This window comes from Rhodococcus sp. S3 (assembly GCF_058211795.1).
This window is the reverse complement of sequence record NZ_CM177074.1, coordinates 3,522,865-3,537,323: the sequence shown is the minus strand read 5'-3', so window position 1 is coordinate 3,537,323 and position 14,459 is coordinate 3,522,865. Positions and strand designations below refer to the sequence as shown.

The window sequence follows — 14,459 nt, the reverse complement described above, 5'->3', positions numbered from 1 at the left end:
CGATCGGATCGACGATGTAACCGGATGCCCATATACATTACGGCGGCCGTTCGAGCGCACAATGCTACTCACCGGTAGGTGGGACTGCTGCCGTTTCCGGCTGCGCGATCCACGGCCCACCCACCGCGACCTCGTGCATCAGTTCGCGAGTGCGCGTGAGAAGGCTCGGAACGTTCTCGCCCGCGATGGTGTTGTCGGGGAATCGCGCCGACATGTTCACACCCTCGGGCGTGCGATTGATCCACACGTAGACGTCGTGCGTGAAGCTGCGGCTGCGCAGCGCCTGGGCGTTCCATTCGGGCCACTGGGCCGCCATCGGCACGAACCGCACGTCCATGTACGAGACGACGAAACGGGGACGAATGGGCACGCCGAGGAGTTCACCCACCCGCACGAACGGCACCCGGGCGCTCGCGCGGGTGCGGTGCAGTTCGTCGCCGGCCCGCATCGCCAGAGTGTCGAAATCCGTTGTGTCCGTGAGCTTCAGATCGATCGGGCGCAGGCCGACGAACCAACCGAGCGAACCCGCCCAGATCGGCCCGGCGCGGGTGTGTGCGGGCGCGACCGTCCGGAACCGCTCCGCGCCGGTGAACTCGGCCGTCGCCCGGCCGAAACACGCCAGCACACCGGCGAAGAAACCCGTCCCGGCGCGCCGGCAGCACGCCGCGAAGGCACTCGCCTCGTCGTCGTCGAACCAGCGTTCCGAGAGTCGCTGCTGGGGTGTGGAGTGCGCGGGTCGCGGACCGATCGGAAGGGGGAAGGCGGGCGGTTCGCCGCCGCATTCGGTGAGGGTCCGCCGCCAGATCTGCACGGCCTCGTCGTGGTCGTCGAGCTGCGCGGACTCGTCGCGTTCGGCGGCGCCGAAATCGATGTAACTGCCCACCGGGAACAGGTCGGCGGCGCGACCGGTGCGCTCCTCCTCGTAGAGCGCCGAGATCTCGTGCGCCACGAGCACCACCGAGTACCCGTCGATGATGGAGTGGTCGGCGCCGAAGAAGACCGTGAACCGCTCGTCGGTGTCCTTCGCGCTCCCCGCGTCGTCGGCATTCCCGTCCGGTGTCCGCTCGAGCGTCGCGAAGACGTAGGACGGCCACAGGTGCGGCGTCGTGTAGTCGTCGAACAGGCCGAGGAGGTGGTCGTGGATGGTGCCGGGATCGGCGGGATCGTGCCGGATGGGCCGCACCGACACCCGGCCCGGGGGAGCGGTGCGCCGCACCAGACCGCCGCCGCTCTGCTCCTCGGCGAGGTGCGCGTGGCTGCGCAACGGTTCGTGCCGGTCGATCCACCGCTGCAGGGCCCGCCGGAACCGCTCGGTGTCGAGCGGACCGGCGACCTCGAAGGCCGTGCCGAGCCACGAGTCGCGGCCCCCGCCGTACCGGACCCCCGAGGTACGCCTCAGATGCGCCTCGTGGATGTACGAGGCGGGGCGGGGGTCCTCGCGCCAGTCGTCCTCGGCCGCGCACGGCAGCCATTCGGTGAGAACACCCGGGGGGATCCGGTAGTCGGCGAGCTCGGTGAACTCCATGACCGCGTCAGGCTCGGAGGTGCCGCTTGATACGCGTGAGCATCGCGCTCATTCCTCGCAGCCGCAGCGGGCTGACCGCCTCGGCGAGCCCGAGCGACGCGTAGAAATCGTCGGGTACGTCGAGGATCTCCTGCGCGCTCAGACCATCGAGTCCCTGATGCAGGATCGACGCGAAGCCGCGCGTGGTCGGCGCTTCCGCGGGGGCGCTGAAGTGGAGCTTCACCCGCGAACGGTCGGATGCGTCGACGGACAGGAACAGCGGCGACTGGCACTCGGGCACCGGCTCCATCGCCGCCTCCTCCAGCTCCGCGGGAAGGGGCGGGAGCTCGCGGCTGAACTCCAGTAGCAACTGCAGCTTGTCCTGACCCTCGACGGCGGCGAAGTCGTCGACGATCTCGGCGAGCGGGGCGGGGATGCTCATGCTGCCGGCGCTTCTCCGGGCTCCTTGCCCTTGACGATGGGCACGCGGACCGCGTTGCCCCACTCGGTCCACGAACCGTCGTAGTTGCGCACGTTCGAGTATCCGAGCAGGTAGGTGAGCACGAACCAGGTGTGGCTCGAACGCTCGCCGATCCGGCAGTAGGCGATCACGTCGGCATCCTTGTCGATGTCGCCGTAGATCTCCTCGAGTTCGGGCCGCGAACGGAACCGGCCGTCCGGCGCCGCCGCCTTCGCCCACGGGATCGACACCGCGGTGGGGATGTGGCCGCCGCGCAGGGCGCCCTCCTCCGGGTAGTCGGGCATGTGGGTGCGCTCGCCGGTGTACTCCTGCGGCGACCGCACGTCGACCAGCGGGCCCTTGCCCAGGTGCGCGAGGACGTCGTCCTTGAACGCGCGGATCAGCGCGTCGTTGCGCTCGACGACCGGGTAGCCGCTCGTCGTGGCGACGGGGATGTCGAGGGTGGTGTCGCGGTTCTCGGAGATCCACGCGTCGCGGCCACCGTCGAGCAGACGGACGTCCTCGTGACCGAAGAGGGTGAAGACCCACAGCGCGTAGGCGGCCCACCAGTTGGACTTGTCGCCGTAGATGATCACGGTGTCGGTGCGGCGGATGCCCTTGCGGTCCATCAGCGCGGCGAACTGCTCGCCGTCGATGTAGTCGCGGGTGACGGGGTCGTTGAGATCGAGATGCCAGTCGATCTTCACCGCACCGGGGATGTGCCCCACGTCGTAGAGCAGGACGTCCTCGTCGGACTCTACGACCTTCACTTCGGGATGGCCGAGATGAGCGGACAACCATTCCGTCGACACGAGACGGTTGGGATCCGCGTAGACGGCGAACGAAGGGTTGCTATCGGGTGCGACGGGCACATGGGCTCCTGAGGCTGTGGTGGCAGGTGCGCCGTCGATTCTAGGCGGTACCGTGACGGGACGTGACCCGCAGTGACACCAACGGCGACCGGGCGGTCCCGGTCGAGCTCGCATCGCGGGAGCACATCGACCTGCTGGTCCGGCGGTTCTACGAACGGGCCCTCGACGATCCCGTGCTCGCGCCGGCCTTCGACGTGCTCGCTGTGGTCGGACTCGACGACCATCTGGTGGTCGTCGGCGACTTCTGGGAGCAGATCCTCTTCCGCACGACCCGCTATCGCGGAGCATTCGTGCCGGTGCACCGGGCGCTGCACGGACACCACGGACTGACCCCCGCCCGATTCGAGCGGTGGCTGCAGTTGTGGTGCGGGACCGTGGACGAGATGTTCCACGGCGTGGACGCGGAGCGCGCGAAGAGCAAGGCCGCGGCGATGGTGGGCTCGTTGCAGAAGACCCTGTACGGCGGCACGGCTCGATAGAGCCCGCGCGACCGGATTCGCCGGTCCGGCTCAGTTCTCGAGCGACTCGAGGGGGATCGCGGCGTTCTCGGCCCACAAGCGTGCGACGGAGATGCCGACCTCGGCGAGGAGGCGCCGCACCAGCGGCAACCCGATGCCGATCACCGACGACGGATCGCCCTCGATGCGCTCGACGAACCAGCCCCCGTGACCGTCGAGCGTGAAGGCACCGGCCACCTCGAGCGGCTCACCGCTGTCGAGATATGCCTCGAGTTCCTCGTCGGTGGGGGTGCCGAAGTGCACGACGGTGCCGCTGTGGTCGGCGGCCTCCGCGACGACCTCGTCGTCCCGGATGCGGAGCACGGCGTGGCCCGTGAGCAGCTCACCGCTGCGACCGGCCATCGTCCGCCAGCGCTTCCGGGCCGCCTCGACGGTGCCGGGCTTGCCCTGCAGAGCACCGTCGATCAGCAGCATCGAATCGCATCCGATGACGACGGCGTCGCGCAGCCTCTGCTCGCGCAGGACGGGCAGGATGTCGGTGGCCTTGGCTCGGGCGAGCTCGGTGACGACCTGCGCCGGTGGCGTGCCGGGCCCGAGGGACGCGATCAGTGCGTCCTCGTCGACCTCCGACACCTGCACCAACGGCTTCACGCCCGCCGCGTGGAGAACCGCGAGGCGGGCGGGTGAAGCCGAGGCCAGAACGAGCCGGGGCATGTCAGCCGCGGTTCGGGTACGAATACGGCGAGAACGGCGCCCACCGACGGTGCATCCGCGTCGGATCACCCCAGGTCTCGGGCGGCCGGGTGTCGACGACCTCGTCGCTCGCCGACGCAGCGGCAGCGGCGAGCACGGCGACGAGAGCCGCGATCTCCTCGTCGGACGGGTTGCCCTTGACGATGCGGATGGCGGCCGCGGTCTCGGCAACCGCGGTGTTCTCCTGGGGCGCTTCGGCCGCACCGTCGGCGGCCGTGGCCTCGACCGCGGGCGACTGCTCTTCGACCTCGAACTCGGTGATGATCTTGTCCTCTGCCGTCGCTGTCACAGGGCACCCCCCGGATACGCGTCCACACGGGCATCGGATGCCCACCGGGTCGCTGTCATGTCGATCCCTCTCTCGGGTTCATCGCACGTCGTCGGCGACGTGCTACGCCGTACGGTCGCGGCAGGACCGGGATGCGCCCGGTCCTGCCGCGGAGCGTCACAGCGGAATGTTTCCATGCTTCTTCGGCGGGAGCGAAACCATCTTCCGCTCGAGCAGGCGCAGCGCGGAAACGATCTGACCGCGCGTGTGCGACGGCGGGATCACCGCGTCGACGTAACCGCGCTCGGCCGCGACGTACGGGTTCACCAGGGTGTCCTCGTACTCGTTCTGCAGCTCGAGGCGCAGCGCGTCGACGTCCTCGCCGTTCTTGGCGGCCTCGAGCAGGCGCTTGCGGTAGACGAAGCCGACGGCGCCGGAGGCACCCATGACGGCGATCTGCGCGGTGGGCCATGCGAGGTTGACGTCGGCACCCATGTGCTTGGAACCCATGACGTCGTACGCGCCGCCGTAGGCCTTACGGGTGATGACCGTGATCTTGCCGACGGTCGCCTCGCCGTAGGCGTAGAGCAGCTTGGCGCCGCGGCGGATGATGCCGTTGTACTCCTGCTCCGTGCCGGGCAGGAAGCCGGGAACGTCGACGAGCGTGATGATCGGCACGTTGAACGCGTCGCAGGTGCGGACGAAGCGCGCGGCCTTCTCGGATGCGTCGATGTCGAGGCAGCCGGCGAACTGCGTGGGCTGGTTGGCGACGATGCCGACGCTGCGGCCGTCGACGCGACCGAAGCCGACGATGATGTTCTTGGCGCGCTCGGCCTGGACCTCGAGGAACTCGTCGTCGTCGAGCAGGCGACGGATGACCTCGTGCATGTCGTACGGCTGGTTCGGCGAATCCGGGATCAGCGTGTCGAGCTCGATGTCCTCAGCGGTGAGGGAGTCCTCGATCGCACCCTCGATCGGGTCGCTCGGGGCGAGACGCGGCGCAGCGGCCTGGTTGTTGCTGGGGAGGTAGGACAGCAGGTCCTTGACGTAGTCCAGGGCATCCTGCTCGCCGTCGGCGACGTAGTGCGCGACACCCGACTTGACCATGTGGGTGTGGGCGCCGCCGAGGTCCTCCATCGTGACGTCTTCGCCGGTGACGGTCTTGATGACGTCGGGGCCGGTGACGAACATCTGGCTGGTCTGGTCGACCATCACGACGAAGTCGGTGAGTGCGGGGGAGTAGACGTGACCACCGGCCGCGGGGCCCATGATCAGCGAGATCTGCGGGATGACACCGGAGGCCTGCACGTTGCGGTGGAAGATCTCACCGTAGAGGCCGAGGGAGACGACACCCTCCTGGATGCGCGCGCCGGCGCCCTCGTTGATGCCGATCAGCGGACGGCCGGTCTTGAGGGCCAGGTCCATGACCTTGACGATCTTCTCGCCGTAGACCTCGCCGAGGCTGCCGCCGAAGACGGTGGCGTCCTGGGAGAAGACACAGACGTCGCGGCCGTCGATCGTGCCGTAGCCGGTGACGACGCCGTCGCCGAGCGGACGGTTGTCGGCCAGGCCGAAGTTGGTGCTGCGGTGGCGAGCGAGGGCGTCGAGCTCGACGAACGATCCTTCGTCGAGGAGCGCCTGGATGCGCTCGCGAGCGGTCAGCTTGCCCTTGGCGTGAACCTTCTCGACTGCGGCCTCACCGACCGGGACGCGGGCCTGTGCTTGACGGTTGCGCAGGTCGGCCAGCTTGCCGGCGGTGGTGTGGATATCGGGCGTACTCGCCGCCTCGGGCGCGGACGGCTCCTGGACAGTGGTCATGGCCAGTCAGCTTAGCGATCGTCATACAAGGCCGCTGCATCGAGGTCCCGAAGGCCGGACCACCGCTCCGGACCTACCGGCGGGTAGGTAGCGAAGGTCCACTTTAGGCTGTGTACATGGCATCCGACCGGCCCACGACCGATCTTCTCGCCCTCCGTACACCGCTCGACGAGGCGGCGCTGCGCGATGCCCTCGTCGGCGCCGAGCGCGAAGGCTTCTACACACGTCTCGACGTCGTCGCCGACACGGCGTCGACGAACGCGGATCTGCTCGCCGTCGCCGCGACCGGCGACGACCGTCGCGTGCTGCTCGCCGAGTTCCAGCACGGTGGCCGCGGCCGCCACTCGCGCACCTGGAACGGTGTTCCCGGCGCGCAGGTCATCGTGTCGGTCCTGCTGCGGCTGCCCGAGTGCCCGCTGCAGAACATCGGCTGGCTCCCACTGCTGTGCGGCATCGCCGCCGTCGACGCCGTGCGATCCGTGACCGGTGTTGCGGCGCAACTGAAGTGGCCCAACGACGTCCTCGTCGACGGGCGCAAGCTCGCCGGGATCCTCGTCGAGGTCGCGGCCACCTCGCCGGTGCCCACGGTCGTCGCGGGGATCGGCATCAACGCCACCCTCGGGCGCGACGAACTGCCCGTCCCCACCGCCACTTCGCTGCTGCTCGAGGACGCCACCGAACTCGATCGCACCCCGCTCGCGCAGGCACTGCTCGCCGGCTTCGGCGACCGGATCCGGGCGTGGGCCCGCGCGGGATGGGACACCGCCGAACTCGCCGCGGCCTACCGCGAACGGTGCAGCACGGTCGGGCAGCGTGTCCGCGCGATCCTGCCCGGCGACACCGAACTGCACGGCGTCGCGACCGACGTCGACGACCAGGGACGGATCGTGATCCGTCCCGACGGCGGGGGAGAGGCCGTGGCGGTCGCTGCGGGCGACATCACACATCTGCGACCGGTCTGAGCACCCTGCGACCGCTCGCATCGGTACAAGACCGACATATGCCATCGTGGGCGGTATGGGATATCCGGAGGACGCCCTCGCACCCGAGGAAGAGTTGCTGCTGCATCGGCATCCGCACTGGAAGTCTCTCGTGCTGCCGACGGCGACCTTTCTCGTGTCGACGATGGTCGCCGGTTTCCTGCTGGGACTCGTCCAGGCCCGGCTCGACGGCGCCGCCGCGACCTGGTGCGGTTTCGCCGTGGCCGCGGCGTGGATCGGCCTGGTCGGCTGGCGGTGCGTCCCTCCCTTCGTCGGGTGGCTCACCACGCACTTCATCGTCACCGACCGGCGCGTGCTCGTCCGCACCGGTGTGCTCACCCACACGGGTATCGACATCCCGATGGGCCGGATCAGCAACGTCCAGTTCCGGCACGGTCTCGTCGACCGGATGCTCAGGACCGGCACGCTCGTCGTGGTCTCCGCGGCGGACGATCCCATCGAGTTCGACGACATCCCCGACGTCCAGCAGGTGCATGCCCTGCTCTACCGGCAGGCCTTCGACGCGCAGGACCAGCGCCCCGACGACCGCCATACCACCCGCTATCGGCGCGACGAACACGAGCACCGCAAGGCCTGGTGACCGCGAGTCGCAGGTGTGCCGACACGACCCGCCGGTAATCCCGACAAAGCGAACCCCGATCCGTAGGCTGGCGTGGTGACTGCCGTTCTACTCGCCGAAGACGACGACGCAATCGCTGCACCGCTGTCCCGTGCGCTGGGACGCGAAGGGTACGAGGTGACCGTCGAGGACAACGGTCCGGCCGCGCTCGAACAGGCACTGTCGGGCAGGTTCGAACTGCTCATCCTCGACCTCGGCCTTCCCGGGATGGACGGACTCGAGGTGTGTCGCCAGATCCGGGCGAGCCGCTCCGATCTGGCCGTGCTCATGCTCACCGCCCGCACCGACGAGGTCGATTTCGTCGTCGGTCTCGACGCCGGCGCCGACGACTACGTCGGCAAACCGTTCCGTCTCGCCGAACTCATGGCGCGCGTGCGCGCGCTGCTGCGCCGGCGCGGCGGCCCGGAGAACGACGACGTCGTGGACGTCGCCGGGATCCGGCTCGAACGCGCCGCGCGCCGCGTCCTCGTGGACGGCTCCGAGGTGACTCTCGCCAACAAGGAGTACGAGCTCCTGCGCGTGCTGCTCGAGCACGCGGGGCAGGTCGTCTCCCGCGATGCGATCCTCGAGGAGGTGTGGGGCGACGCCGACCTGCGCGGTTCGAAGACGCTCGACATGCACATGTCGTGGTTGCGCCGCAAGATCGGCGACGAGGGACCGGCCGGGGAACGTCGCATCGCCACGGTGCGCGGTGTCGGTTTCCGGCTGAACACCGACTAGCGTCTCCGGCGTGCGCAGCCGCATCCTCAACGCCGTCCTGGCGACCGTGCTGCTCGTCGCGCTGTTGCTCGGCATCCCGCTCGCCTACACGGCGTTCCTGTTCGTCGAGGACACCGCCCGCCGCGACCTGCAGAACCGGCTCGAACGCATGGCCGACGAAATCATTGCCCAGGAGGGCACCGACGGATTCGTCGTCGGTGGCCTCGACACGAGCTCCCTGCGCCTGCTCGTTCCCACCGACGGGCGGGCCGTGGTGGTCTACCCGACGCCCGAGAACGTCGCGGCGCGCCTGGACATCGGCACGCCGGTGCTCGGGGCGTCGATCGTCGAGTCGTTGTCGATGGGGACGTCCGGCTCGCTGCTCATCGAGGTGCCCTCGGAGAGCATGCGCACCCTGCAGCAGCAGGTGCTCGCCGCGGTGAGCCTGCTGGTGCTGCTCTCCGTCGCGGCCGGAGCGCTGGTCGCGGTGGCGACCGCCCGACGACTCGCCGACCCGCTTCGCGACGTGGCGAACCGGGCGGCCCGCCTCGCCGAGGGCGACTTCCGCCCGGTGGCCCGGCGGCACGGCATCCCCGAACTCGACCGCGTCTCCGACGTGCTGGATTCGGCCGCCGTCGAGATCTCACACCGCCTGCAGCGCGAGCACGCGCTCGTCGGCGACGTCTCGCATCAGCTCCGCTCCCGGATGACCGCGATCCGGCTGCGGCTCGACGAGCTGTCCACCCACGACGATCCCGCCGTGGTGGAGGAGGCCGAGGCGGCCATGGCACAGGTGGACCGGCTGACCACCGCGATCGACGGCCTCGTGCGCCAGTCCCGCGACAGCAGCGCCGACCAGCGCACCGACGTGTCGGTGGTCGGCGAACTCACCGGTGTCGTCGCCGACTGGCGCGGCCCCTACGAGGAGGCGGGACGGGAACTGGTGCTGCGCGGCGACCCGTCGCTGCGGGCGGCGGTGACCGGTTCGCGGTTGCGTGAGGCGGTGGCGGTGCTCGTCGACAACGCGCTCGTGCACGGCGGTGGCACGTGTACGGTCTCGGTGCGGCAGGTCGCGACCCGCGGCGACGTCACGGTGTGTGTCGAGGTGGCCGACGAGGGGGAGGGCGTCAGCGACGAGGTCGCGCCGTACGTCTTCGACCGCGGCTTCTCCGGGGGCGGATCGACCGGGGTGGGACTGGCGCTCGCCCGCGCCCTCGCGGAGGCCGACGGCGGTCGTCTCGAACTGCAGCGACGCCGGCCCGCACTGTTCGCGCTGTTCCTCGGCGCGCCCCGCGATCGGGACGTCCCTACGCCGAACGGCACGCGCGAACCGCGCTAGACCTTCTCCCGGTCGGGCCCGGTCGAGATGCTCTGCTCAGGACCGGTCGAGCTGTTCGGTGGGTTCGTCGAGGGGAGCGTCCGGGACCATCTCCTCCGGGAAGACGAACTTCTTGAAGCAGTAGAAGCGGAAGATCATCTGGAGCAGGTTGCCGATGATGTACGCGCTGACGAAGTCGGCGATGTTCTCCGTCGCGAGGCTCACCTCGGGTACGCGCAGGTTGAAGACGTAACTCGAGATCCACAACGGGATGAACGAGAGCACTACCCCGATACCGCTGACGAAGAAGAACAGGAACGCCTCGTGGGCGCGCTCGCGGCCGCCGCGATTACGGAAGGACCATTCGCGGTTGAGGATGTACGAGCAGATCACCGCGACGACACCGGCGATGATCTTGGCGGTCACCGGCTTCTCGGACAGAACTGTGAGCTTGAGCGTGTAGAAGATCGCCGAGTCGATCACGAAGGTGGTGCCACCGACGATGGCGAATTTGATCAATTCGCGATGCCGGAGCAACAGCCCCCGGAAAGGCTGGGGAACTCTGCTCAACGCTTCATCGACGATTGTCACTTGGAGAAGTGTACGAAACGAAGATGTGAATTTCCGAAACCCGACCGCACATGTCGGCATTCCCACACCACCGCGCGGGTCGTTCCGCGGCGTCGGTACACGCTCGTGGCGGGTCGGTGGGAGGTCCCTCGACGCTCGGCGGGGGAGCAGCGGAACGACGCCACGACATGCTGTGACACCATGGACAGCCGTGACAGGCAGACCTGAATCGTCCCCCAGATCCGACACGCCCCGCACCCTGACGACGGGTATGCCGGTCGTCACGATGATCGGTGGTGGACAGCTCGCGCGGATGACCCATCAGGCGGCGATCGCGCTCGGCCAGACGCTGCGCGTCCTCGCCGGGAGCGCCGACGAGCCCGCCGCGCAGGTCAGCCCGAACGTGGTGCTCGGCAGCCACGACGACCTCGACGCCCTCCGCCGCGCCGCGACCGGCGCGCACGCGCTCACCTTCGACCACGAGGGTGTGCCGACCGAACACCTCGAGGTCCTGCAGCGCGAAGGCGTCGCTGTGCTGCCGCCGCCGCAGGCCCTGATCTACGCCCAGGACAAGATCGCGATGCGCAAGCGGCTCGGTGAGCTCGGCGCACCGATGCCGAAGTTCGCGGAGATCACCTCCGTCGAGGACGCCCGCGCCGCGCTCGACACACTCGGCGATCCGTACGTGCTCAAGGCCGCACGCGGCGGCTACGACGGCCGCGGCGTGTGGATCCTCGACGACCACGCCGAACTCGAGCAGGTCGTTGCCGACCAGCTCGCCGCCGGTGTCCCGCTCCTCGCCGAGGAGAAGGTCGAGTGGACGCGTGAGCTGTCGGCGATGGTCGCGCGGTCCCCGTTCGGTCAGGGCGCGTCGTGGCCGGTCGTCGAGACCGTCCAGCGCGACGGCCAGTGCGCCGTCGTCATCGCACCCGCCCCGAACCTGCCCGAGGACGTCGCCACCGCCGCCGAGCAGCTCGCGCTGCGCATCGCCGGAGAGCTCGGCGTCGTCGGTGTCATGGCGGTCGAGTTGTTCGAGACACGCTCGGGTGAGCTGATCGTCAACGAACTCGCGATGCGTCCGCACAACTCCGGTCACTGGGGCATGGACGGTGCCCGCACCGGCCAGTTCGAACAGCACCTGCGCGCCGTGCTCGACTACCCGCTCGGCGACACGAGCCCGATCGCGCCGGTGACGGTGATGGCGAACGTGCTCGGCGCGCCCGAGGCGCCGGCGATGAGCATGGACGAGCGGCTGCACCACCTGTTCGCCCGGATGCCCGACGTGCACGTGCACCTCTACGGCAAGGGCGAGCGCAAGGACCGCAAGATCGGCCACGTCAACGTGCTCGGCGCGCCGTCCGGGTCGATCGACGATCCCGAGTACGTCGCCGCCGTGCGCGAACGCGCGGAACGCGCGGCGCACTGGCTCTCGCACGCGGTGTGGACCGACGGTTGGAACGAACACACGGGAGAAAGCGGTGAGTGACGTGGCACAGGGTGCACAGGTCGGCCTGATCATGGGCAGCGACTCGGACTGGCCGACCATGCAGGCCGCTGCCGAGGCGCTGGTCGAGTTCGGGATCCGCTTCGAGGTGGGTGTCGTCTCGGCGCACCGCACGCCGCAGCGGATGCTCGATTACGCCAGGGACGCCGCAGGTCGCGGGATCAAGGTCATCATCGCGGGCGCCGGCGGCGCCGCCCACCTGCCCGGCATGGTCGCGTCGGCGACCCCGTTGCCGGTGATCGGTGTCCCGGTACCGCTGAAGTACCTCGACGGCATGGATTCGCTGCTGTCGATCGTGCAGATGCCCGCCGGTGTCCCGGTCGCCACCGTCTCGATCGGCGGCGCCCGCAACGCGGGTCTGCTCGCCGCGCGCATCCTCGGTGCCTCCGATCCGGCGCTGCGTGAGCAGATGGAGAAGTTCCAGGCGGGTCTCGAGCAGATGGTGCTCGAGAAGGACGAGGCGCTGCGGCAGAAGCTGCTCGGCTGACGGAGAGGGCTGCCTAACTCTCGCCGGGCGGGCGGATGTGGGCCGGTCGGGTCCACGGCGCCCCGGACCTCCGCTCGATGTCGGTGTTGAACCGTTCGAGATAGCGGGCGAACAGTGTCACGTCCTCGGCGTCCCAGTCGACCAGAACGCGCTCGAGTCCTTCGACGGCTCGGGCGCGTTCGTCGTCGAGTCGGCGCTCACCCTCGTCCGTGATCCGGAACTTGCGGGCGATACCGCCGTCCGGGTCGGGGATGCGCTCGGCGAGTCCCGACTTCAACAGGACCGCGGTCTGCCGGTTCACGGTGGAGGCGTCGAGACCGAACGCGTCGCTGAGTTGCCCGATGGTCATCGGTCCCTGGGCCCACAGCCGGCTCAGCATCGTGTAGGTGCTGCGATCGAGGTGTCCGGCATCGCGGCGGCGTGGACCGAAGAAGGTGAGATGCCGCCCCAGGAGCATGATTTCGAATTCGATCAGGTGCGTCGGCTTGTCCATGCGTGCGCTTCATCACTCCTAGATGGGTCCTGTCCAGTATGGGCGGTCCCGCGTTGACCGACGGATATGCATCATGCATACCATGTGCGCCATACATATCCTTGCCGGCGCAATCGGCGCTTCTCATCGATCACGGAGTAGTTCATGTCGGAATCACCCGGGGCGCAGCAGATGCGCTCCTCCCTGCTGGTGGGGGTCCTCGCCTTCACCGGCATCGTCGGCGCCCTCACCCAGACCCTGGTCGTGCCGCTCATCGCCCAGTTGCCCGCGATCCTGAACACGTCCTCGTCCAACGCGTCCTGGGTCATCACCGTCACCCTGCTCACCGGAGCCGTCGCCACGCCCGTCGTCGGGCGCCTCGGCGACATGTACGGCAAGCGGCGGATGCTGCTCATCTGCACGGTTCCGCTCATCGTCGGCGCTGCCCTGTGCGCCATGGCGTCGACGCTCGTGCCGATGCTGCTCGGCCGCGGCCTGCAGGGACTCGGCGTCGGTCTGATCCCGCTGGGTATCAGCCTCCTGCGCGACGCGCTGCCGCCCGAGCGTCTGCACTCCTCGATCGCGCTGATGAGCGCGTCGATGGGCATCGGTGGCGCGCTCGGCCTCCCGATCGCCGCCGCGGTCGCCCAGAACGCCAGCTGGCGCGCCCTCTTCTGGGCCACGGCAGTGCTGAGCGCGGTCGTCTTCGTCCTGCTGTGGCGCGTGGTTCCCGAAGGGCGCGGCTCCGGCAGCACCGCCCGCTTCGACGTGGTGGGCGCGCTCGGCCTCGGAACGGCCCTGACCTGCCTGCTGCTCGCGATCTCGAAGGGCGGCGACTGGGGGTGGACGAGCTCGACGACCCTCGATCTGTTCGCCGCGGCCGTCGTCGTCCTGCTGGTCTGGGGTTGGTGGGAACTGCGTCGCTCCGAGCCGCTCGTCGATCTGCGGGTCGCGGCGCGGCTCCCGGTCCTGTTGACCAACTGCGCCTCGGTCGTCGTGGGCTTCGGCATGTATGCGCAGTCGCTGATCGTCCCGCAGCTGCTCCAGTTGCCGGCCGAGACCGGCTACGGCCTGGGTCAGTCGATGCTGGCGATGGGTCTGTGGATGGCTCCTGGCGGGCTCATGATGATGCTCGTCTCGCCGATCGGCGGGAAGCTCTCGTCGAAGCGCGGACCGAAGGTCACGCTCTTCGTGGGCTGCCTGATCATCGCGCTCGGCTACGGCTCGTCGGTCGTCCTCATGGGATCGACGTGGGGTCTGCTCGTCGTCACCGCGATCTGCAGCACCGGTGTCGGCTTCGCCTACGGCGCGATGCCCGCATTGATCATGTCGGCCGTGCCGCAGTCCGAGACGGCCTCCGCCAACAGCGTCAACTCGCTCATGCGCTCGATGGGCACGTCGATCTCGGCTGCCGTGGTGGGTGTGGTGCTGTCGCAGATGAGCGTGCAGGCCGCCGGCTACAGCATCCCGACCGAGGCCGGATTCCGTACCGGTCTGCTCATCGGATGCGGCGTCGCGCTGGTGGCCGCCGCGATCACGCTGACGATCCCGGTCGTCCGCCGCAAGGATCTCCACGCCGTCGACGGAAACGTACCCGCGAAGGTCTGAGCGGGCCGGCGGAGACTCGGAACGAACAGGGGCGGCGTAGGCTCGAGC

Annotated in this window: 16 protein-coding genes; 8 read left to right on the top strand and 8 right to left on the bottom strand. The window is 69.2% G+C overall.

Annotation, left to right across the window (positions count from 1 at the left end):
* Positions 1 to 64: 64 nt before the first annotated feature.
* The 3 genes from AC0LPE_RS16560 to AC0LPE_RS16550 are packed head-to-tail and all read right to left on the bottom strand — an operon-like array spanning position 65 to position 2,836.
* Positions 65 to 1,525 carry a condensation domain-containing protein gene (locus tag AC0LPE_RS16560; protein WP_490604840.1) on the bottom strand — a complete coding sequence of 487 codons (1,461 nt, stop codon included), beginning with the start codon at positions 1,523 to 1,525 and terminating at the stop codon, positions 65 to 67.
* 7 nt (positions 1,526 to 1,532) lie between these two features.
* Entirely contained in the window at positions 1,533 to 1,946 is a 414-nt protein-coding gene (locus tag AC0LPE_RS16555; RefSeq protein ID WP_059382287.1) for a SufE family protein, read from the bottom strand.
* The gene (locus tag AC0LPE_RS16550; RefSeq protein ID WP_490604839.1) at positions 1,943 to 2,836 is read right to left on the bottom strand and encodes a sulfurtransferase; all 894 of its coding nucleotides are present in this window, start codon (positions 2,834 to 2,836) and stop codon (positions 1,943 to 1,945) included. Before AC0LPE_RS16550 ends, AC0LPE_RS16555 begins: the two co-directional genes overlap by 4 nt.
* 62 nt (positions 2,837 to 2,898) lie before the next feature.
* Between AC0LPE_RS16550 and AC0LPE_RS16545 the strand changes: the two genes are divergently transcribed.
* The gene (locus AC0LPE_RS16545; protein ID WP_059382285.1) at positions 2,899 to 3,315 is read left to right on the top strand and encodes a group III truncated hemoglobin; all 417 of its coding nucleotides are present in this window, start codon (positions 2,899 to 2,901) and stop codon (positions 3,313 to 3,315) included.
* Between the two features lie 30 nt (positions 3,316 to 3,345).
* Here AC0LPE_RS16545 and AC0LPE_RS16540 read toward each other — a convergent pair whose 3' ends face one another.
* The 3 genes from AC0LPE_RS16540 to AC0LPE_RS16530 all read right to left on the bottom strand — a co-directional run bounded on the left by AC0LPE_RS16540 (position 3,346) and on the right by AC0LPE_RS16530 (position 6,133).
* Positions 3,346 to 4,008 carry a Maf family protein gene (locus tag AC0LPE_RS16540; RefSeq protein WP_059382284.1) on the bottom strand — a complete coding sequence of 221 codons (663 nt, stop codon included), beginning with the start codon at positions 4,006 to 4,008 and terminating at the stop codon, positions 3,346 to 3,348.
* A gap of 1 nt (position 4,009) precedes the next feature.
* Complete coding sequence (locus AC0LPE_RS16535) at positions 4,010 to 4,336, bottom strand: acyl-CoA carboxylase subunit epsilon (protein ID WP_059382283.1); 327 nt, start codon at positions 4,334 to 4,336, stop codon at positions 4,010 to 4,012.
* 156 nt (positions 4,337 to 4,492) lie between these two features.
* Complete coding sequence (locus AC0LPE_RS16530; RefSeq protein WP_016694905.1) at positions 4,493 to 6,133, bottom strand: acyl-CoA carboxylase subunit beta; 1,641 nt, start codon at positions 6,131 to 6,133, stop codon at positions 4,493 to 4,495.
* Between the two features lie 116 nt (positions 6,134 to 6,249).
* On the opposite strand from AC0LPE_RS16530, the gene AC0LPE_RS16525 reads away from it, so the two are divergent.
* From AC0LPE_RS16525 to AC0LPE_RS16510, 4 genes are all read left to right on the top strand, one after another.
* Positions 6,250 to 7,095 carry a biotin--[acetyl-CoA-carboxylase] ligase gene (locus AC0LPE_RS16525; RefSeq protein WP_016694904.1) on the top strand — a complete coding sequence of 282 codons (846 nt, stop codon included), beginning with the start codon at positions 6,250 to 6,252 and terminating at the stop codon, positions 7,093 to 7,095.
* A 55-nt stretch (positions 7,096 to 7,150) separates the two neighbouring features.
* Positions 7,151 to 7,714: a PH domain-containing protein gene (locus tag AC0LPE_RS16520; protein WP_145693318.1), complete on the top strand. Its 564-nt coding sequence runs from the start codon at positions 7,151 to 7,153 to the stop codon at positions 7,712 to 7,714.
* A gap of 75 nt (positions 7,715 to 7,789) precedes the next feature.
* Positions 7,790 to 8,473 (top strand): response regulator transcription factor, encoded by a 684-nt coding sequence (locus AC0LPE_RS16515; protein WP_026061725.1) that lies wholly within the window; start codon positions 7,790 to 7,792, stop codon positions 8,471 to 8,473.
* 10 nt (positions 8,474 to 8,483) lie between these two features.
* Positions 8,484 to 9,791 (top strand): sensor histidine kinase, encoded by a 1,308-nt coding sequence (locus AC0LPE_RS16510; RefSeq protein ID WP_016694901.1) that lies wholly within the window; start codon positions 8,484 to 8,486, stop codon positions 9,789 to 9,791.
* 36 nt (positions 9,792 to 9,827) lie between these two features.
* On the opposite strand, the gene AC0LPE_RS16505 is transcribed toward AC0LPE_RS16510, so the two are convergent.
* Positions 9,828 to 10,361 carry a GtrA family protein gene (locus AC0LPE_RS16505; RefSeq protein ID WP_088897693.1) on the bottom strand — a complete coding sequence of 178 codons (534 nt, stop codon included), beginning with the start codon at positions 10,359 to 10,361 and terminating at the stop codon, positions 9,828 to 9,830.
* 190 nt (positions 10,362 to 10,551) lie between these two features.
* Here AC0LPE_RS16505 and AC0LPE_RS16500 point away from each other — a divergent pair, with 190 nt between their 5' ends.
* Both AC0LPE_RS16500 and purE read left to right on the top strand, forming a co-directional pair.
* Positions 10,552 to 11,826, top strand: coding sequence for a 5-(carboxyamino)imidazole ribonucleotide synthase (locus AC0LPE_RS16500; protein ID WP_145693317.1), 1,275 nt, complete (start codon positions 10,552 to 10,554; stop codon positions 11,824 to 11,826).
* Entirely contained in the window at positions 11,819 to 12,331 is a 513-nt protein-coding gene (gene purE, locus AC0LPE_RS16495) for a 5-(carboxyamino)imidazole ribonucleotide mutase (protein WP_016694898.1), read from the top strand. The genes AC0LPE_RS16500 and purE overlap by 8 nt, the downstream gene beginning before the upstream one ends.
* 13 nt (positions 12,332 to 12,344) lie before the next feature.
* On the opposite strand, the gene AC0LPE_RS16490 is transcribed toward purE, so the two are convergent.
* Complete coding sequence (locus tag AC0LPE_RS16490; protein WP_490604838.1) at positions 12,345 to 12,824, bottom strand: MarR family winged helix-turn-helix transcriptional regulator; 480 nt, start codon at positions 12,822 to 12,824, stop codon at positions 12,345 to 12,347.
* Between the two features lie 144 nt (positions 12,825 to 12,968).
* Here AC0LPE_RS16490 and AC0LPE_RS16485 point away from each other — a divergent pair, with 144 nt between their 5' ends.
* A complete protein-coding gene (locus AC0LPE_RS16485; RefSeq protein WP_016694896.1) occupies positions 12,969 to 14,411 on the top strand; it encodes an MFS transporter in 1,443 nt (480 codons plus the stop codon).
* The last annotated feature ends 48 nt before the right edge of the window (positions 14,412 to 14,459 follow it).